Source organism: Sphingomonas sp. ABOLG (assembly GCF_003950435.1).
GTDB classification, from domain to species: domain Bacteria; phylum Pseudomonadota; class Alphaproteobacteria; order Sphingomonadales; family Sphingomonadaceae; genus Sphingomonas; species Sphingomonas panaciterrae.
Genome location: NZ_QQWW01000008.1, coordinates 54,279 through 73,454, shown reverse-complemented (window position 1 = coordinate 73,454; position 19,176 = coordinate 54,279). Strand labels below are relative to the sequence as shown.

At 68.0% G+C, this 19,176-nt stretch carries 11 protein-coding genes; 6 read left to right on the top strand and 5 right to left on the bottom strand.

Features of this window, described 5'->3' with window-relative positions; all coding sequences use genetic code 11:
- Positions 1-2: 2 nt before the first annotated feature.
- From CA236_RS11005 to pbpC, 4 genes are all read left to right on the top strand, one after another.
- Positions 3-674: a DedA family protein gene (locus CA236_RS11005; RefSeq protein ID WP_241212613.1), complete on the top strand. Its 672-nt coding sequence runs from the start codon at positions 3-5 to the stop codon at positions 672-674.
- 2 nt (positions 675-676) lie between these two features.
- Entirely contained in the window at positions 677-1,513 is an 837-nt protein-coding gene (locus CA236_RS11000; protein ID WP_125945622.1) for an undecaprenyl-diphosphate phosphatase, read from the top strand.
- Positions 1,514-1,588: 75 nt separating this feature from the next.
- The gene (locus CA236_RS10995; RefSeq protein ID WP_125945621.1) at positions 1,589-7,324 is read left to right on the top strand and encodes an Ig-like domain-containing alpha-2-macroglobulin family protein; all 5,736 of its coding nucleotides are present in this window, start codon (positions 1,589-1,591) and stop codon (positions 7,322-7,324) included.
- Positions 7,296-9,485 carry a penicillin-binding protein 1C gene (gene pbpC / locus CA236_RS10990; protein ID WP_125945620.1) on the top strand — a complete coding sequence of 730 codons (2,190 nt, stop codon included), beginning with the start codon at positions 7,296-7,298 and terminating at the stop codon, positions 9,483-9,485. Before CA236_RS10995 ends, pbpC begins: the two co-directional genes overlap by 29 nt.
- 18 nt (positions 9,486-9,503) lie before the next feature.
- Here the strand turns inward: pbpC and CA236_RS10985 are convergent, their stop codons facing one another.
- The 3 genes from CA236_RS10985 to CA236_RS10975 form a co-directional block, all read right to left on the bottom strand.
- On the bottom strand, positions 9,504-10,739 hold the full coding sequence (locus CA236_RS10985) for an acyl-CoA dehydrogenase family protein (RefSeq protein WP_125945619.1): 1,236 nt from the start codon (positions 10,737-10,739) through the stop codon (positions 9,504-9,506).
- Positions 10,740-10,782: 43 nt separating this feature from the next.
- The gene (locus CA236_RS10980; protein ID WP_125945618.1) at positions 10,783-12,024 is read right to left on the bottom strand and encodes an LLM class flavin-dependent oxidoreductase; all 1,242 of its coding nucleotides are present in this window, start codon (positions 12,022-12,024) and stop codon (positions 10,783-10,785) included.
- A 214-nt stretch (positions 12,025-12,238) separates the two neighbouring features.
- A complete protein-coding gene (locus CA236_RS10975) occupies positions 12,239-14,791 on the bottom strand; it encodes an EAL domain-containing protein (protein ID WP_125945617.1) in 2,553 nt (850 codons plus the stop codon).
- 296 nt (positions 14,792-15,087) lie between these two features.
- On the opposite strand from CA236_RS10975, the gene CA236_RS10970 reads away from it, so the two are divergent.
- Positions 15,088-16,068, top strand: a complete 981-nt coding sequence (locus CA236_RS10970) for an aldo/keto reductase (protein ID WP_125945616.1) — start codon at positions 15,088-15,090, stop codon at positions 16,066-16,068.
- 49 nt (positions 16,069-16,117) lie between these two features.
- Here CA236_RS10970 and CA236_RS10965 read toward each other — a convergent pair whose 3' ends face one another.
- Together CA236_RS10965 and CA236_RS10960 are read right to left on the bottom strand one after the other, a co-directional pair.
- Positions 16,118-16,636 carry a hypothetical protein gene (locus CA236_RS10965; RefSeq protein ID WP_206430552.1) on the bottom strand — a complete coding sequence of 173 codons (519 nt, stop codon included), beginning with the start codon at positions 16,634-16,636 and terminating at the stop codon, positions 16,118-16,120.
- Positions 16,637-16,734: 98 nt separating this feature from the next.
- On the bottom strand, positions 16,735-17,607 hold the full coding sequence (locus CA236_RS10960; RefSeq protein WP_206430551.1) for an acyl-CoA thioesterase domain-containing protein: 873 nt from the start codon (positions 17,605-17,607) through the stop codon (positions 16,735-16,737).
- A gap of 81 nt (positions 17,608-17,688) precedes the next feature.
- Here CA236_RS10960 and CA236_RS10955 point away from each other — a divergent pair, with 81 nt between their 5' ends.
- Positions 17,689-19,125 (top strand): aldehyde dehydrogenase family protein, encoded by a 1,437-nt coding sequence (locus CA236_RS10955; RefSeq protein ID WP_125945615.1) that lies wholly within the window; start codon positions 17,689-17,691, stop codon positions 19,123-19,125.
- The last annotated feature ends 51 nt before the right edge of the window (positions 19,126-19,176 follow it).

Below are 19,176 nucleotides of genomic sequence, written 5' to 3'. Positions count from 1 at the left end.
ACGTGGATGAAGCAATCGGCCGCGTCGCCACCTTCATCGCCGATCATGCCATCTGGGCCGGACCGATCGTCATGCTGCTGACCTTTGGCGAATCCCTGGTTGTCATCGGCATGCTGATCCCCGCCACCGCGCTGATGATCGCGATCGGTGGGATGATCGGCACCGGTCTGCTGGATCCGGCGAGCGTACTGATCTGGGCCATCGTCGGCGCGGTCCTGGGCGACTGGGTGTCCTATGTGCTCGGCCGCAAGTTCGGGCCGGCGGCGTTCCGGCGCTGGCCGCTCAACCGCTATCGGCTGGCGGCCGCAAAGGCGCGGCTGGTGTTTCGCCGTTATGGCGCGGCGTCGATCCTGCTCGGCCGGTTCCTCGGTCCGATGCGGTCGACCGTACCGCTGGTCGCCGGGGTGCTCGGCATGCGCCAGCGCACCTTCCAGATCGCCAATGTAGTCTCGGCGATCCTGTGGGTGCCCGCGCTGCTGCTGCCCGGCTATCTCGCGGCGCGGTCGGTCGGCGGCGTGCAGATCACGGAGATGCACCTTCTCGCCGTGGCGGGCATCGTCGCGGTCGTCACGCTGGGCGGCAGCGCGCTGAGCGTGCGGTTCCTGCGCCGCGGCATGGCCCCGCGTGAGCGCCGCGCCCTGACCCCGCGCACGCCGCAGCGCGACCCCTCCTGACGATGGCGAACAGCTGGGTCGAGGCGGCGATCCTGGGGCTGGTACAGGGGCTGACCGAGTTTCTGCCCGTTTCGTCCAGCGCGCATCTGCGCATCGTGGGGGCGCTGATGAACCCCGGAACGGATCCGGGCGCCGCCTTCACCGCCATCACGCAGATCGGCACCGAACTAGCCGTGCTGCTGTACTTCCGCCGCGATCTGTGGCGCATCGCCGCCGCATGGCTGGGCGCGCTGGGCAAGCCGTGGCGCGCGATGGACGCCGATGCGCGCGCCGGCTGGCTGGTGCTGATCGGCACGCTGCCGATCGTGGTGCTCGGCCTGTTGTTCAAGGATGCGATCGAAACGGTGCTGCGCGACCTGCGCATCACGGCGACCATGCTGATCGTCTTTGCGCTTGTCCTCGGCTTCGCCGACCGTGTTGGGGCGAAGCGGCGCCCGCTGGGATCGATGAGCGTGCGCGACGGCATCCTGCTCGGCTTTGCACAGGCGATGGCGCTGATTCCCGGCGTGTCGCGGTCAGGGGGCACGATCAGCGCCGGGCTGCTGCTGGGTTACACGCGTGAGGCAGCGGCGCGCTATTCATTCCTCCTCGCCGTGCCCGCCGTGCTGGGCTCCGGATTGTATCAGTTGGCGAAAAGCTGGGGTGACTGGGGCCCGATCGGGCCGGGTGAAACCGCGCTGGCGACGCTGATCGCCTTCATCGTCGGCTATGGCGTCATCGTCGTGTTCCTGCGGCTGGTGAGCACACGCGGCTATTGGCCTTTCGTGATCTACCGCATTGCCATCGGGCTCGCCGTATTCGCACTGGTCGGCGCGGGGATCATTCCCGCGACTGCCTGATCCGACCCTGCTATTCCGCTGGACTTGAGCCGCGCGGAAAGTAGCCTGGAAGGCGGGCATCGAAGGGGTGGGGGCATGAAGCCAACGATTGGGTTTGCGCTGCTGGCCATGCTCCTCGTGCCCGCCAGCGTGTCGGGTGACAACAGCCCTCGCGTCGTCATGGCTACGCCCGGCGGCAGCGGCGGGACGATCGATCGCTTCACGATCCGCTTCAGCCAGCCGATGGTGCCGCTGGGCGATCCGCGCGCGGCGTCACCCGTCACCGTCACCTGTTCGATCGACGGCGAGGGTCGCTGGGTCGATCAGCAGACCTATGTGTGGGAATTCGTCGGTCCGCTCCCCGGCGGCACGAACTGCGAACTCAAGACGCGCGACGGGCTGAAGAGCGTCAGCGGCTATGCGCTGCCCGCGCAGCAGCGCTTCACCGTCGACGCCGGCGGTCCGCGTGCGCGTGCCGTGCTTCCCGCCAGCCGTGACGAGATCGAGGAGGATCAGGTGTTCCTGGTCGCCGCCAATATGCGCGCCTTGCGTGCCTCGGTGGCCGCCAATGCCTATTGCGCGGTGGATGGGATTGGCGAGAAGATCGCGGTCGACGTTCTGCCCGCCGATGTGCCGGCCAAGGTGCTGTCGGGGATGGGCAGCGATCGCTGGGAAGTGCGCAGCTTCCTCGAAAATGCCGGCCTTCCCGACGCGCTCCCCGACAATGCCGCAGACCGGCAGAAGATGCTGGGGGCGGTGACGGCGCTGCAATGCCGGCGCCCGCTGCCGCCGGGACGCGACATGGCGCTGGTGTGGGGCGGAAAGATCGCAGGCGCTGGCGGCAGGCTGGCCGGCGCCGACCAGCGTTTCGACTATAGCGTGCGCGCGCCTTTCACGGCGCGGTTCGAATGCAGCCGCACCAATCCGCAAGCGGGGTGCAGCCCGGTACAGCCGGCGCGGGTCCGCTTCACCGCGCCCGTGCCGCTGAGCCAGGCCGCTGCGATCCGCCTGACCACCGCCGATGGCAAGCAGATCGCGCCCAAGCTGTCGGATGAGGCGCGCCGTAATGCGACGGTGACCGACGTGACCTTTGCCGCGCCGCTGCCGGCGGGCACCACCGGCACGATCACGCTCCCTGCGGGGATCAAGGATGATAGCGGGCGCCCGCTCGCCAATGCCGAACGCTTCCCCCTCGACGTCCGCTTCGATGTGGCACCCCCGCTGGTGAAGTTCGCCGCGAGCTTCGGCATCCTCGAGGCTGGCGAGGGCGGCGTGCTGCCGGTGACGGTGCGCAACGTCGAGCCTGAGTTGCAGGGCCGCGGCGTGGCGGTTAGCGGCGACAGCCTGCGCGTGACTGGCGGCGATGGCGAGATCGCACGCTGGTTGCGCGCGGTCGCCACCGCGGACGAGACCGACATTGAGACGGTCGAACGGGGATCGGAAACGATCCGCATCAATCACACGGGCGAGAAATCCATCCTCCCCGCTGGTGCCGGATCGCCGATCACGGTGACGTTGCCGGGCAAGGGCAAGGAGTTCGAAGTCGTCGGCATTCCGCTGACCAAGCCGGGCTTCTACGTGGTCGAGCTCGCCAGTCCGGTGCTTGGCCGCGCGCTGCTGGGTCGCGATCAGACGCGCTATGTCGCCACTGCTGCGCTGGTCACCAACATGGCGGTCCATTTCAAATGGGGAGAGGAACGCAGCCTTGCCTGGGTAACGCAATTGTCGGACGGCAAGCCCGCCGCGAATGCGCTGGTGCAGGTGACCGACAGTTGCACGGGCAAGCTGCTGGCGCGCGGCATGACCGATCGCACCGGCGGCCTCTTCATCCCCGCCGGCCTGCCGCGGCCCGAAACCTATTCCAATTGCGAATCCGCCGGTTCTCCCCATGCGCTGATGGTCTCCGCGCGGCGCGGCGACGATTTCAGCTTCGCGCTCTCCGACTGGGGCGAGGGCATCCGGCCGTATGATTTCGACCTGCCCTATGGCTACACCGCGCGTGGCGAGATGGTCCACACCGTGTTCGATCGCGCGCTCGTGCGGCGGGGCGACACGATCCACATGAAGCATATCCTGCGCCGTCCGATCGGCGCCGGATTCGCCCTGGCGCCCGCCGTTCGTGGCACGCTGCGCTTGTCGCACCGCGGATCGGACACACAGTTCGAGCTGCCACTGGCGATCAATGCCAGCGGCGTGGGCGAAAACAGCTGGACCGCCCCCAAGGGCGCGCCAATGGGGGATTACGACCTCTCGATCATCGCGGGCGATCGATCGATCGAGACGAACCAGTCCTTCCGCGTCGACGAATATCGCCTGCCCACCATGCGCGCGACAGTGACAGGTCCGGAGGCGGCGCTGGTGCGGCCGGCCCGCGTGCCACTTGACCTCTACGCCGGCTATCTGTCGGGCGGCGGCGCGTCGAACCTGCCGGTGGACCTGCGCGTCGGCTGGTTTGCGCGCAGTGCAACGCCCGCGGGCTATGACAATTTCACCTTTGGCGGCCGCGCGGTCATCGAAGGCGTACGGCCGCTGAACGGTGAAGGCGAGGAGGATCGCACCGAATTGCCACCGACGCAGACGGTGCCGGTGCGCCTGGGCGCCGATGGCACCGCACGCCAGACGATCGAAGTACCGCAATCACTCGACGGCAGCGCCGACATGCGCGTGGAGATGGATTATCAGGATGCCAATGGCGAAACGCTGACCGCGTCGCGCACCATCCCGATCTATGCCTCCGGTGTGCAACTGGGCATCCGCACCGACGGCTGGCTGATGAAGCAGGATGACCTCAGGCTTCGCTTCGTCGCGCTGAATACCGAGGGAAAGCCGATCAAGGGGCAGAAGATCGCGGTGGCGCTGTACCGCCGCGAGGTGCTGACCGCGCGGCGGCGGCTGATCGGCGGCTTCTACGCCTATGACAATCAGATGCGCACGACGAAGCTGGACGCTGGGTGCACCGCGACCACCGACGCGCAGGGGCTGGCGCAATGCACCGTTGATCCGGGGGTGTCGGGCGAAGTCTATGCCGCGGCGACCACCACGGATGCCGACGGCCATGTCGCACGCGCGGTGCGCAGCGTGTGGCTGGCGGGCGAGGACGATTGGTGGTTCGGCGGCGACAATGGCGACCGGATGGACCTGATCCCCGAGCAGCAGACTTACAAGGCCGGCGATACCGCGCGCTTCCAGGTGCGCATGCCATTCCGCGAGGCAACCGCGCTGGTAACGGTCGAGCGCGAGGGCGTGCTGTCCAGCTTCGTCACCCATCTATCGGGCAACAATCCGGTCGTGTCTGTGCCGATGGCCGGCAGCTTTGCCCCCGACGTCTATGTATCGGTGATGGCGGTGCGCGGCCGGGTGGAAAGCGGGTTCTGGACGTGGATCAACCGGATCGCGCGCACACTGGGGTTGTCGAGCAAGCCGGACGAGGCGCAGGCTCCCACCGCGCTCGTTGATCTCGCCAAGCCGGCCTATCGCATGGGCATGGCCAGGGTGAAGGTCGGCTGGGAAGCGCACGAACTGCGCATCGCGGTGAAGGCGGACCGGGACCGTTATGCCCCGCGTGATACCGCGCAAGTGGCGGTTGAGGTCCGCCGCCCCGACGGGAAGCCGGCACGGTCGGCCGACCTTGCCTTTGTCGCCGTCGATCAGGCGCTGTTGCAACTGGCGCCGAACGAAAGCTGGAACCTGCTCCCCGCCATGATGGGGGAACGGCCGCTGTCGGTGCTGACCTCCACCGCGCAGATGCAGGTGGTGGGCAAGCGCCATTACGGGCGCAAGGCGGTGGAGGCTGGCGGTGGCGGCGGTGATGCCTCCGCGCTCAACCGTGAGAATTTCGAGCCCGTGCTGCTGTGGCGCGATCGGGTGGCGCTCGACGAACAGGGCCGCGCCCGCATCGCCGTGCCGTTGTCGGATGCGCTGTCGTCGTTCAAGCTGGTGGGGATCGCCACCGACGGCGCGCAATTGTTCGGCACCGGCAGCACCGATATTCGCACGGCGCAGGATCTGTCGATCTTCGCCGGGCTGCCGCCGCTGGTGCGCACAGGCGACTATTTTTCGGCCGCCTTCACGCTGCGCAATGGCTCCGCCCGACCGATGACGGTGACCGCCAATGTCGACGTCTTCCCGCGTATTGCCGCTGGGCGCCCGCTGACGGTGACGATCCCGGCGGGTGGCGCCAAGGCGGTGGCGTGGAACCTGACCGCACCCCAGGGACATGACAGGCTGCGCTGGCAGGTCAGCGCACGTGCCACCGATGGCCGCGCAAGCGACAGGATCACCGTCACGCAGGATGTGATTCCCGCGGTCCCGGTCAAGGTTTGGGCGGCGACGCTCGCCCGCGTCGGCGCCGACACGCAGATCCCGATCGCACCGCCGGCCGGCGCGCTTCCCGGCCGCGGCACGCTCGACATCCGGCTCGACGACAGCCTCGCGCCGCCGCTGCAGGGCGTGCGCGCCTATATGGCCGCCTATCCCTATCAGTGTTTCGAGCAAAGATTGTCGCGCATCGTGGTGCTGGGCGATGGTGCGGGGTGGAGCCAACTCGCCGGTGAACTGCCCACCTATCAGGCGCCTGACGGCCTGTTGCGTTACTTCCCGGGCGATCAGCTCAACGGATCGGAAGTGCTGACCGCTTATGTCCTGTCCATGGCGGGGGAGGCGGGGCTCGCCCTTCCGGAGACTGTCGAGGCCAGGATGATCGAGGCGCTGAAGGCCGTGCTCGACGGCCGCTTGCGGCGCGACGACTTTGGCGACGTCAGGCTGCAGCGGGTCGCGGCGCTGGCGGCGCTGGCACGCGCGGGGGCGGCGACGCCGGCGATGCTGGGCCAGATCGGCATGCCGATGGGCGACATGCCGACCGGCACGCTCGCCGATTATCTCGCCGCGATCGAGCGGATCCCGGGGCTGGCCAATGCCCCGGCGCTCCGCGCAGAGGGGGAGCGCGTGCTGCGCACCCGGCTGGTCTATGAAGGAACGCGGCTCGACCTCACCGATCAGGCAGCCGCGCCGTGGTGGCTGATGTCCTCGGGTGACGAGACCGCGATAAAGGCGACGCTCGTCACGTTGGGGCGGCCCGGGTGGCAGGACGATGCGCCGCGGATGATGGTCGGCACCGCGCTGCGACAGAATCGCGGGCATTGGGACACAACCACCGCTAATGCCTGGGGCGTAGTTGCCGCGCGCAAGTTCGCGTCGCTTTATCCTCCCGAGGCGATCGGCGGCACGACGATGCTGCGCTATGCCGGGCGGCAGATCGCGAAGGGTTGGCCGCTCGCAGCGTCAGCACGCGACGCGGCGTTCCCGCTCGCCGCTGCGCCCGCCCCATTGCGGCTCGCGCAAACGGGCGGGGGGGGGCCATGGGCCAGTGTCTCCGTCTCGGCTGCGGTGCCGCTGACCAAGCCGCTCGCCGCCGGCTATCGCATGACGCGCGAGGTCAGCGTGGTGCAGGCGCGCAACGCCGGGCGGCTGACCCGCGGCGATGTGGTGAAGGTGACGATCACCGTCGACGCCTCGGCCGAGCGCAATTGGGTGGTGGTGAGCGATCCCGTCCCCGCTGGCGCGACGATCGTCGGCGACCTCGGCGGGCAATCGGCGATGCTGCAGGCTGGGAATGACGGCGAAGGCGTCTCGCCTGCCTATGTCGAGCGCGGGCGGGAGGCGTGGCGTGCCTATTTCGCCTGGGTGCCGCGCGGCCGGTTCCAGGTGTCGTACAGCCTCAGGCTGAACGGCGCCGGCCGGTTCAACCTGCCGCCCAGCTGGGTGGAGGCGCTGTATTCGCCCGCGATCCGCGCTGCCGTCCCCAATGCGCCCGTCGTCGTTGCCGCCCAATAACGTGCCGGGGCACGAGTGTCGCGACGGCGCGGGTGAGACGCGGCCGCGGGTCGGCGCGCGGGGTGTCGCGGTCGTCACGATTGCGGTCGCGGCGCTTGGCCTTGGTGTCGCGGATTATGCGACCTATCCCGCACCCCTGCCGGACTATGCCGCCGCCCGCGCCGCCTATCGCCCCTCCGAAGCGTGGTTGTACGACCGCAACGGCGTGCTGGTGGACAGTTCGCGAGTCAATTTCGCTGCCCGTCGACTGGCATGGACGCCGCTGGACCAGATTGCTCCGGCAGTGCCGCAGACGATCGTCGCAGCCGAGGATCGCCGCTTCGCGCAGCATGGCGGTGTCGACTGGCTGGCGCTCGCGGGATCGGCGTGGGGGCGGGTGAAGGGGCAGCGCGCGCGCGGCGCCAGCACATTGTCGATGCAAGTCGCGGCGTTCCTCTCGCCCGACCTCGCAGCGCCGGGCGCGCGCGGGTGGCGCGACAAATGGCGCCAGCTGCGCGCCGCCCGGGCGCTGGAGGCGCGCTGGACCAAGCCGCAGATCCTGGAGGCTTATCTCAACCTCGCCCCCTTTCGCGGCGAGGCGCAGGGCATCGGGGCGGCGGCGCTGGGGCTGTTCGGCAAGACGCCGGTGGCCTTGTCACGCGAAGATGCGGTGCTGCTCGCCGCGCTGCTGCCCGATCCGCAGGGCAGCGCCGGGCGGCTGGCGACGCGCGCGTGCCGGCTGGCGCGGGCGCGCGACTGCACCGGCTATCAGGCGGCGGCGGCATCGATGCTGGGCCCGGCGCGAAGCCTGGCGCTCGATCCCGGGCTGGCGCCGCACCTGTCCGACCGGCTGCTAACCAGCGCCGGCGCGCGCGTTCACACGACGCTCGACATCCGAATCCAGCGCGTGGCGGCGGCGGCGCTGCGCCGGCAATTGCAGGGGCTCGGCGGCAGCCGCGCGCGCGACGGCGCGGTGCTGGTGGTCGACAATGAAAGCGGCGACGTGCTGGCCTATGTTGGTGGGATTGGCGGCGCATCGACGGCGCCGGCGGTGGACGGCGCGAGCAGCTATCGCCAGGCGGGATCGACGCTGAAGCCGTTCCTGTACGCGCAGGCGATCGAGCGCGGCTATCTGACCGCGGCGTCGATCCTCGACGACTCACCGGTTCAGCTGGACACTGCGTCGGGCCTCTACGTGCCGCAGAATTACGATCGAGGGTTCAAAGGGCCGGTATCGGCGCGCGCCGCCTTGGCAGGCTCGCTCAACGTGCCCGCGGTGCGCACCCTGCTGCTGGTCGGCGTGGATCCATTCCGCGACCGGCTATGGGACATGGGGTATCGCGGGCTGACCGAGGCCGGGCAATATTACGGCTTCTCGCTGGCGCTGGGATCGGCGGAGGTGACGTTGCTGGAACAGGCGGCGGCCTATCGCAGCCTGGCGCTCGGCGGCGCATGGTCGCCGCTGCGAGTGATCAAGGGCCAGCCGCGCACGGCGCCGCGACAGGTGACCACCGGCCCGGCCGCGTGGATCGTCGGCGACATGATGGCCGATCCCAATGCCCGGGCGGCGACCTTCGGCCTCGATTCCGCGCTTCGTCTGCCGTTCTGGGCCGCAGTGAAGACCGGCACGTCAAAGGCGATGCGCGACAATTGGTGCATCGGCTATTCGGATCGCTTCACCGTCGCTGTTTGGGTCGGCAATGTGGAGGGCGATCCGATGCGCGCGGTGTCCGGCACCAGCGGCGCGGCGCCGGTGTGGCGCGACGTGATGATGGCGCTGCATGCGCGCGTGCCGGGGCGAGCGCCGGTGCGGCCCGCGGGCGTCGAGGCGCGGCAGATCGTGTTCGAGCGTCAGATCGAGCAACCACGGCGGGAATATTTCCTGGCCGGGACCGGGCAGACGCACATCGACGCCGCGCCGCGCGAGACCCGGCGGCCGCGCATCGTCAGCCCGGTGGCGGGCACCGTCTATGCGATTGATCCCGATATTCCGCCCGATCGCCAGCGGTTTGCGGTGGCGGTGGCCGGCGACGTGATGGCGCAGCGGCTGATGCTCGACGGACGCAACCTGGGGCCGGCGAGCGCGCAGCCGATGATCGCCGCCGCACCGGGCCAGCACCGTCTGGGGCTGGTCGATGCGGGCGGCGCGATCGTCGACGAGGTGCGCTTTACCGTTCGGTGATCGGACGGCGGCGGGCGATCAGAGCAGGTCGCCGCCGCAGGCCGAGGCGGTGGTGCCGGTGCGCTCATACGCCTTGATGACGTTGCGGCCGACCGTCCAGCGGTGCACCTCGTCCGGGCCGTCGACCAGCCGCTGCGAGCGGATGTGGGTGTACCAGGCGGCGAGCGGGGTATCGAGGCTGAAGCCAAGCGCGCCGTGCAGCTGGATCGCGGTGTCGACCACCTGATGCACCATGTTCGCAAGGAAGATCTTGGCGATCGAATTTTCCTGCCGGATATCGTCGCCGCGCTCCGCCTTGTAGGCGATGTGGAGCAGCATCAGCCGCGCCTTGTAGATTTCCGCCGCGCAATCGGCGAGCATCCACTGGACACCCTGCCGCTCCTTCAGGAGCTTGCCGAACGTCTCGCGCTGGATGACGTGCGCGGTGGCGAGGTCGAGCGCGCGCTGCGCCATCGACACATTGTGCATGCCATGGCGCAGGCGGCCGTAGGCGAGGCGATGCTGGCCCATGTTGAAGCCATTGCCTTCGCCGCCGAGCAGATCCTCGGCCGGGACGACGAGATCCTTGATCTCGACCTCCGAATGACCGCCGCCGAGGATCTCGGTCAGGGGGCCATGCACCGCCATCGTCTCGATATCGCGGACGATGCGATAGCCGGGGTTGGGCAGTTCGACGATGAAGGTCGAATAGCGCTGATGGCGCGGCGCGTCGGGATCGGTCATCGCCATGACGAGCGCGATGTCGGCGACGCTGGCGGCGGAGGAGAACCACTTCTCGCCGTTCAGCACGTAATTCTCGTTGCCGTCCTTCACCGCGCGGGTCTGCATGCCGGTGGCGTCGGCGCCCGCCGCTTTCTCGGTCATCGAATAGCAGATGCGCTTCTCGCCGTTGAGCAGCGGCTTGAGATACTTCTCCTTCTGATGCTCGGTGCCGTGCGCCAGCAGCGTCATCATCGTCGCGTCATCGGGGCCTTGCGTGTTCATCGACAGCGCGCCGAGATGGCTTTCGCCAAGCTCCATCTGGACGAGAGCGTTGGCGAGCGGCCCAAGCCCCATGCCGCCATATTCCTTGGGGATGAACGGACACCACAGGCCCTGCGCACGCGCCTTGGCGCGCAGTTCATTGAGGACCGTCTTGTAATCCTCGCCCGCGACCAGCCGCTTTTCAGCGGGCTTGCATTCGTCATGCACCCATTGGCGCACCCGCTCGCGGATCGCCTTGGCCTCGGCCGGGATTTCGAAATCGATCGACATGTGATCACTCTCCTGATGGGGTGCCCGGGCTTGTCGCCGGTGCTTATTCCTTCATCGCCGCAGCGGCCTTGTTGAGGTCGGGCGCGTTGGGCGATCGCATCGCCACCCCGCCCTGCTGCCCCGCCTTGAGCGCGGCGGCGGCGCCTTCGTGCGACATGATCTTGGACAGGACGGCCTGACCGGCGCGCTCGAACGCGTCGCGGTGGTCGACGACATATTGGCGCGAGGTGCGATAGCCTTCGAGCAGGCCGTGAATCTCGGGGATGACGTAGCGTGCGACGAGATCCCAGCTTTTCGCGGTATTCTCGCGGTTCGCCCAGTCGTGGACGAAGCCGAGCACGGTGCCGAAGCCTCCGGCTGAGGCGTGAAGCTTGCGGATCGCGGCGACGAGATCGTCGGGCGTGCCGATCACCGCGGCAGCGCCGTCGACGAAGGCCGTCAGGTCCACCGCCTCGTCGGGCGAGGCGAAGGGCTTCGCGCCCGGGCGCATCAGCGTGCCGACGGTATATTCATTGTGCCATTTCATCAGGCCGGCGCCGGCCTGGGCGCGGGCCTCCTCGCGCGTTTCTGCGATGTGCCAGCTCATCAGCACGCGCCAGTCGTCGCGGCTGACCGTCTTGCCGGACTTGGCGGCGGCCTGTTCGGCAAAGCCCCATTGCGTCGGCAGCGCGGCGAGCCCCGCGTCGGAATTGGAGCCGATCGAGAGCGCGCCGATGCCGTACTTCCCCGCCAGCGTCATGCCCGACGGGCTGATCGACGAGGCGACGACGAAGGGCATGTCCTCCTGCAGCGGGAACAGCTGAAGCCGCGCGTCCTTGAGCGTGAACCAGTCGCTTTCATGGGTGACGCGCTCGCCCGCGAACAGCCGGCGGATGACGCCGATCGCCTCGTCCTGCCGATCGCGCTGAGTCATCGGATCGATGCCGAGCATGTATGCGTCGGACGGGAGCGCGCCGGGGCCGGTGCCGAAGATCACGCGCCCGCGCGTCATGTGATCGAGCTGGACGATGCGCTGCGCGACGTTGAACGGGTGGTGATAGGGCAGCGAGACGACGCCGGTGCCGAGGCGAATGCGCTGGGTGTGCTCGCCAACGGCGGCGAGGAACAGCTCGGGCGAGGCGATCACTTCCCAGCCGGTCGAGTGATGTTCGCCGACCCAGAATTCATCATAGCCGAGTTCATCGAGATGCTTGGCGAGGCGAATGTCCTCGCGCATCTGCAGCATCGGATGCTCGCCGATGGGATGATGGGGTGCGAGAAATGCGCCGAACTTCAACCGAGCCATGACCAGCCTTTCGAACCGAACGGCGACCCGACGGTCCGGCATGGGCATCGGAATCCCAGGCGAACGATCCTGCCACCCTCTCCCGGACGCGCCGCATCGGCCCGCCCGCCAATTAAGTCTTATCGCTTAATTGAGGACGTGATCCGTGTTGCGCGGCCCCGTGTCAAGAACGGGGGCGTCGTTTTCCGGGAATGGGTGAGGCCAGCTTTGCGCGTCAGGCGCGCGGCGTACACCGGTCTCCAGCAGGTGCGCCAGCACGCAGCAGCGCCTCCGCGGCCTCCGCCGGCACCGCCTCGCTGTACAGATAGCCTTGCGCATAATTGCAGCCGCGCCGGGCGAGATATTCCGCCTGCTCGTCCTGCTCGACGCCCTCAGCAACGACCGCCATGTCGAGCCGCTTGGCGAGCGTGATGATCGCATCGACGATCGCGGCGTCGTGCGACTCGGCGCTCAGGTTCGACACGAACGTCTTGTCGATCTTGATCACGTCGACCGGAAAGGTCTTAAGATGGGTCAGCGACGCATAGCCGGTACCGAAATCGTCGAGCGCGATGCGGAAGCCATGATCGTGGAAGGTGGCGAGCGTCGCCGCGAGCCGGTCGGTGTCGCGGCCCAGCAGCACGGTCTCGGTAATCTCAAGCTCGATCCGGTCGAACGGCACGCCGCGCTGGCGGAAGGGGCGGGTGATGCGATCGACCAGCCCGTCGTGGCGGAACTCGGCGGGTGACAGATTGACGGCGACGGGCACAGGCGGCACCCCGCGGTCGATCCAGCGGCGCATGTCATCCGCGATGCACCCCAGCATCCGGTCGCTCATCGCGATCGCCAGCCCCAGATCCTCGAATGCGGCGGCAATGGTGTCGGGCCCCTGCACGCCCAGCAGGTCGTCGCGCCAGCGCAGCAGCGCCTCCAGCCCCACGATCCGACCTGTCGAGAGGCAGATCTTGGGCTGGTAATAAGGGACGATCAGCGCATCGCGCACCGCGACGCGCGCCACGTTCAGCATTGAGGTGCGGCGCTGTGCATCGGCGCGCATGGCTGGCTCGAACAAGGATATCTCACCGCGGCGCTGCGCCTTGCCGACGTAGAGCGCGATATCGGCCGCTTTCAGCAATTCGTCGGCGGTGGTGCCGTGCGCGGGGAACAGCGCAGCGCCCGCGGTCGCCTGCGTGTCGCAGGTGTAGCCGTCGAACTCGAACGGCTGGCGCAGCCGCAGCAATGCGCGCGACACATGCGCCTGGACGCGCTCGCCGGGCACGCCGCTCAACAGCACGGCAAATTCATCGCCACCCAGCCGGCCGATCGCCGCGCGCGGCCCGAACGCCTGCTGCAGCCGCCGCGCGAAGGTTCGCAGCAGCATGTCGCCCGCGTCATGGCCGATCGTGTCGTTCATCTCCTTCAGATGATCGAGGTCGAGCAGGACCAACGCCAATTGGCTGCCGGGCGGCGTTCCCGCCAGTGCCGCCTCAAGTTCTCCGGTGAAATGGCTGCGGTTGGGAATACCGGTCAATGCGTCGTGCGTGGCGGTCCAGCGGATCCGTTCCTTCGCGGTACGCTCGTCGGTCACGTCGCGGATGGTGACGAGGATCCGCTCCAGCCGCCCGGTCGACGCGCGGATGCGCCAGCCGCTGGTCTGCATCCACCGTTCCTCAAGGTCGCTGGGGCGGCGGATGCGCAAGGTCACGTCGAACTGCGCGCTGCTGTCCCCCGACCAGGCCGCCGTCGCCAGCGCCTGCAACAGATTACGGTCCTCGGGCACCACCACCGACATGGCGGTATCGAGCGAGGGCACGGTATGCGGCGACAGGCCCAGCATCTCCTTGAACTCGGCGGACCATTCGCGGCGCTGGTTCACCGCGTCATAATCCCAGATACCCAGCCCGGCCGCTTGCGCGGCGAGGCGGAACCGCTCCTCGCTGTCGCGCAGCGCCTGCTCGGTGATCCGCTGTTCGTGAATGTCCTCCAGCGTACCGTACCAGCGCATCACCTCCCCGGCGGCATCGGTGCGCGGCGCGGCGCGGGCGCGAAACCAACGCGGCGATCCCTGGCACAACAGGCGATAGGTCAGGTCGATCGGCTCGCCTGTGTCGACCGCGCGCCGCCACGCGCGCTGCGTGCGCTCGACATCATCGGGATGGATCGCGTCGAGCCAGGAATCGCGTGTTGCATCATAGGGATCGACGCCGGTGATCTCCGACCAGCGCGGGCTGATCTCGACCACCGCCCCGTTGGCATCGGCCGACCAGGCGATCTGCGGGGCGAGCTCCACGGTGTGGCGGTAATGTTCCTCGCTCTCGCGCAGGCCCTGCTGCGCCTCGTAACGGGCGCCGATGTCGGATGCGACGGTGATGGTCGATTGCGGGCGACCCGCGGCATCCAGCACGAACGACACGTGGACGGCACACCAGGTCGCCGACCCGTCGGGGCGGATGTAGCGCTTCTCAATCTCGAACGGCTCTGCCCTGGCGAGCTGCTCCAAATACAGACGGCTCGACCTTTCCCGGTCGTCGGGGTGAGTGAACGCCTCGAACGGAAGCCCGGCCAGCTCGTCCGAAGAGCGGCCCACGATCGCGCAGAAGGCATCATTGACCAGCAGCACGCGCCGTTCGAGATCGCGATGGAGGATGCCGACACGCGCCCGGCTGAGAACGATTTCCAGCCCGGCGCGGCTCGCCCCCGGCACGCTGCCCGGCCGGGCGCTCTCCATCGCGGTCTCGGCAAGCGGATGCGCGCCCGGCCCGGTCAGCGGCGCTGAACCAGCACGCATCACCTGAGCCGACACATGTTGCACCCTCGAATGCTCCCCCCGATCGATTCGCCCAGCAACGGAATCGACGACCCTGATCTGCGACAAAGGAATTAAGCTACGGTAAAACCGCCAAATAACCTATGATGTGTTGAACAAACGGTCAGCAACCTTATCGATCATTCAACTGCTGCGTTTGTCCGTCGCTGCCGGAATAGCCGGTCGCGGCAAATGTTCATGTGCACGCGTTCTTTTCGCTATCGGACGTGCGGTGGCGGTCACGCAGCGATAAAGCACGGCGACAAAGGAGAGACGCGATGGAGTATGTAAGGCTTGGCACGACGGGTCTTGAAATATCCCGGCTGTGCCTGGGATGCATGACCTATGGCGATCCGGCGCGCGGCAACCATGAATGGACGCTCGACGAGCATCGCAGCCGGCCTTTGCTGCGCCAGGCATTCGAGGCGGGGATTACCTTCTTTGACACCGCCAACGTCTATTCCGACGGCAGTTCGGAGGAGATCGTTGGCCGCGCCGTGCGCGAGTTCAGCCGGCGCGAGGATGTGGTGATCGCTACCAAGGTCCACGCTCGGATGCGGCCAGGCCCAAACGGCGCCGGCCTCAGCCGCAAGGCGATCATGCATGAAATCGACGCCAGCCTGACGCGGCTCGGTACCGATTATGTCGACCTCTACCAGATTCACCGGTTCGACCATGACACGCCGATTGAGGAAACGCTGGAGGCGCTGCACGACGTGGTGAAGGCCGGAAAGGCGCGCTACATCGGTGCCTCGTCCATGTATGCGTGGCATTTCGCGACGATGCTCCACGTCGCCGAGGCGAACGGCTGGACGCGTTTCGTCAGCATGCAGAATTACTTGAACCTGCTCTATCGCGAGGAAGAGCGCGAGATGCTGCCGCTCTGCGCAGCCGAGGGTATCGGCGTCATCCCGTGGAGCCCGCTGGCGCGCGGGCGCCTGACCCGCGACTGGGATGAAAGCACGCCGCGGTCGGAGACCGACAAGTTCGGACAGACATTGTACCGGCGCACCGCCGAGGCGGATCGCAAAGTGGTGGAGGCGGTGGCCAGCGTCGCCGCCGGGCGCGGCGTACCGCGCGCGCAGATCGCGCTGGCCTGGGTGCTGGCGAAGCCTGAGGTGTCGGCGCCGATCGTCGGCGCGTCAAAGGCGGCACATCTGGAAGATGCGATCGCTGCGCTCGATATCGTGCTGAGCGATGCGGAAATCGCCGAGCTCGAGGCGGCCTATGTGCCGCATGCTGTGGTCGGTTTTGCCTGAGGGACCGTTGCGGGCAAGGGCGGTGAACGCACCCCCGCCCGCGACGAGTTCAGACGGCGGCGGTGCGCGGCCGCGTCGCGCTGTGCCCGCCGGCGCGGGAAAGGATGTCGGCGGCGGTTGCCGGATCGATCCGAGCCGCGTTGGTGTCGACCGAGACGAACACGCCGCCCTGGTGGATGCGGTCGCCATAATAAGCGGCATCCTCACGGCTGACGCCATGGTCGGTCATCACCTTTTCCAGGCCGCCCGCCGCACCGCCCAGCGCCGCGCCGGTGATCGCTGCACCGGGCACGGCCGATGCCGCGATCGCCCCGGCGCCGACCAGCGGACCAACGCCCGGGATAGCGAGCGCCGCAATACCCAGCAGCGTGCCGATGCCGGCGCCAGCGGCCACCTTGCCGACGAACTCCTGCGTGCCACCATCGTGGCCGGTCTCGTGGCCCTCCTCGTCATGGCGGGCGAGCAGCGAGATCGCGTCGTCGCTGACACCGCTGTGGCGCAGGTCGGACACGGCGCGCTCCGCCTCGTGGCGGCTGTCGAAGATCGCGGATACAATGGTCGTGCTCATCATCCCTCCATGTGCGTCAGCTGATGCAATGATGGGAAAGCCCGCCGGATCGCTGATCGTTCCGCGCGAATGAGGGTAAACAGGCACTTAACCAGATCTCACGGTCCATCCATGAAGCGAAGGATCGCCGACTGGCTGCCGCTGGCGATCATCGTTCCGTCCTGGGCGAACATGTGGATCGCGCCATGGCCGAAGCCGCGCGCCGCCGCGCTGATCCGCACGTCGCAAAGCACCCAGTCGGTCGGGACCAGCGTGGCCACGCGCATCGTGTTGTCGAGGCTGTTGCCACCGCCGCGCCGGCCGAACGCAACGGCGAGGCCGGAGGGAACGAAATCGGCAAAGATGGCGAGCAGGCTGGCGTCGATCGATGATCCGTCGCGCGGGCGCATCCACAGCACCATGCGCCCGTCAGGGGAGGGCGTGCCATCGCGCGGCACCGCGCCGTACCGGCCGGGCGCGACTCGCACGTCGAGCCGGCTCATCAATGCCGCGTCCTGCGCCGGCCACATATGCTGCGGCGAACATTCCTCGGGCGGGGGCATGTCGGGAGCCGGGATCCATTGATGCGCAGGCATGTTCTCGCGATCGCCCAGCGCCGCATTGACGCTGATGATCGGCTTCCCCGCATCGGTGCCGGTCACGCGCACCTGGCTGATGTTGCGCCCGGCGGACAGCATCTCGACCCGGAGATCCAGCGTATCTCCGATCCGCGCGTAGGAAATGAATTGCGCGCTGGACCAGATCACCCGCCGCCCGGTCGCGCGCTCCGCCGCGATCGTCGCCGCGCCCAGCCCGACGCCGCCGAACATGAAGACGTTGCCGGGCGGCCCGACGCAGATCTGGTCGGTGATCGCGAGCCGGTAGCTGAGCGGATTGGGGGTATTTTCCACCTGAAGAAAGGAGGCTGGCGTGGCGCTGCCCGGGTGCGCGCTAGCGGCGACCTCCTGATGACCTTCGGAATGCAACGTCACGATCCTCCCCCGCACAGATGATGGTGCGACACCCGTAACTTCTGTTATGGGAGGCGCAAACAGAATCAGGAGAGAGACGCGATGAACTTCGACAGTGACTATCGCATGCTGATCGGCGGCGAGCTGGTGACCGGCTCCGCAACGCTCGACGTGGTCAATCCCGCCAATGAGGAAGTGATCGCCAGCGTGCCCGACGCCACGCGCGAGGATCTCGACAAGGCGATCGACGCGGCGCGCAAGGCATACCCCGGCTGGGCCGCGACGCCGATCGCCGAGCGCAAGGCGAAGCTCGCGGCGCTGGGCCAGGCGATCATGGCCAATGCCGATCCGCTGATGCGCCTCCTCACCAAGGAGCAGGGCAAGCCGCACGCGGAATCGCAGGGCGAGGTGATGGGCGCGGGATATTGGCTGATGGCTGCCTCGCAGCTCGACCTGCCGGTTACCGTCAACGAGGATTCGGACGATCGCTACAGCGAGACGCGCCACGTGCCGCTGGGCGTGGTGGGCGCGATCGCGCCGTGGAATTTCCCGATGATCCTGGCGATGTTCAAGGTCGGCCCGGCGCTGCTGGCGGGCAATACGATGGTGCTGAAGCCATCGCCCTTCACCCCGCTGTCGACGCTGAAATTCGGCGAGCTGGCGGCGGAGCTGCTGCCGCCGGGCGTGCTGAACATCGTGACCGGCGGCGACGATCTGGGCCCGTGGATGACCAGCCATCCCGGCTTCGACAAGATCAGCTTCACCGGATCGACCGCGACCGGCAAGCGCGTGATGCAGTCAGCCGCGCCGACGCTGAAGCGCGTGACGCTGGAGCTGGGCGGCAACGACGCGGCGATCGTGATGCCCGACGTGGACGTGGAGAAGGTCGCGGAGGAATTGTTCTGGGCGGCATTCCGCAACAACGGCCAGATCTGCATCGCGACCAAGCGGATGTACGTCCACAAGGACATCTACGATCAGCTGCGCGACGCACTGGTCGCCTATGCCAAGACGGTGAAGGTGGGCGACGGATCCGAACAGGGGACGCAGATCGGGCCGATCAACAACAAGCAGCAATATGCCCGCGTGCTGGAGCTGATCCAGGACGCCAAGGACAAGGGCTACAAGTTCCTGGTGGGCGGCGAGAAGGCCGATGTGCCGGGCTATTTCGTGCCGGTGACGATCCTCGACAATCCGCCCGAGGACGCGCGGATCGTGCAGGAGGAGCAGTTCGGCCCGGTGCTGCCGCTCCTCAAGTTCGACGACGTGGACGATGTGGTCGCGCGCGCCAATGCGACCGATTACGGGCTCGGCGGCTCCGTCTGGGGCAATGACGAGGACAAGGCGTTCGAGATCGCGCAGCGCATCGCCAGCGGCACGGTGTGGGTCAACGAGACGCAGCACCTGTCGCCGATGGCGGCGTTCGGCGGCATGAAGCAATCGGGCGTCGGCGTCGAAGGCGGCGTTGAGGGCCTGCTGGAATATACCAACGCCCAGACGATCGTGCGCAAGAAGCGCAAGGAAGCCGTCGCGGCCTGACGCTGTCGCTATCGCGCGGGCAGCGGCCGATCACTGGCGGCTGCCCGCGCC

What these genes read in the sequence shown, in the direction of transcription:
- pbpC (WP_125945620.1), top strand. Translation starts at nt 7,296, where the DNA reads ATGCGCCCGTCGTCGTTGCCGCCCAATAACGTGCCGGGGCACGAGTGT.
- CA236_RS11000 (WP_125945622.1), top strand. Translation starts at nt 677, where the DNA reads ATGGCGAACAGCTGGGTCGAGGCGGCGATCCTGGGGCTGGTACAGGGG.
- CA236_RS10985 (WP_125945619.1), bottom strand. Translation starts at nt 10,739, where the DNA reads ATGTCGATCGATTTCGAAATCCCGGCCGAGGCCAAGGCGATCCGCGAG.
- CA236_RS10995 (WP_125945621.1), top strand. Translation starts at nt 1,589, where the DNA reads ATGAAGCCAACGATTGGGTTTGCGCTGCTGGCCATGCTCCTCGTGCCC.
- CA236_RS10970 (WP_125945616.1), top strand. Translation starts at nt 15,088, where the DNA reads ATGGAGTATGTAAGGCTTGGCACGACGGGTCTTGAAATATCCCGGCTG.
- CA236_RS10955 (WP_125945615.1), top strand. Translation starts at nt 17,689, where the DNA reads ATGAACTTCGACAGTGACTATCGCATGCTGATCGGCGGCGAGCTGGTG.
- CA236_RS10975 (WP_125945617.1), bottom strand. Translation starts at nt 14,791, where the DNA reads ATGCGTGCTGGTTCAGCGCCGCTGACCGGGCCGGGCGCGCATCCGCTT.
- CA236_RS10980 (WP_125945618.1), bottom strand. Translation starts at nt 12,024, where the DNA reads ATGGCTCGGTTGAAGTTCGGCGCATTTCTCGCACCCCATCATCCCATC.
- CA236_RS10965 (WP_206430552.1), bottom strand. Translation starts at nt 16,636, where the DNA reads ATGAGCACGACCATTGTATCCGCGATCTTCGACAGCCGCCACGAGGCG.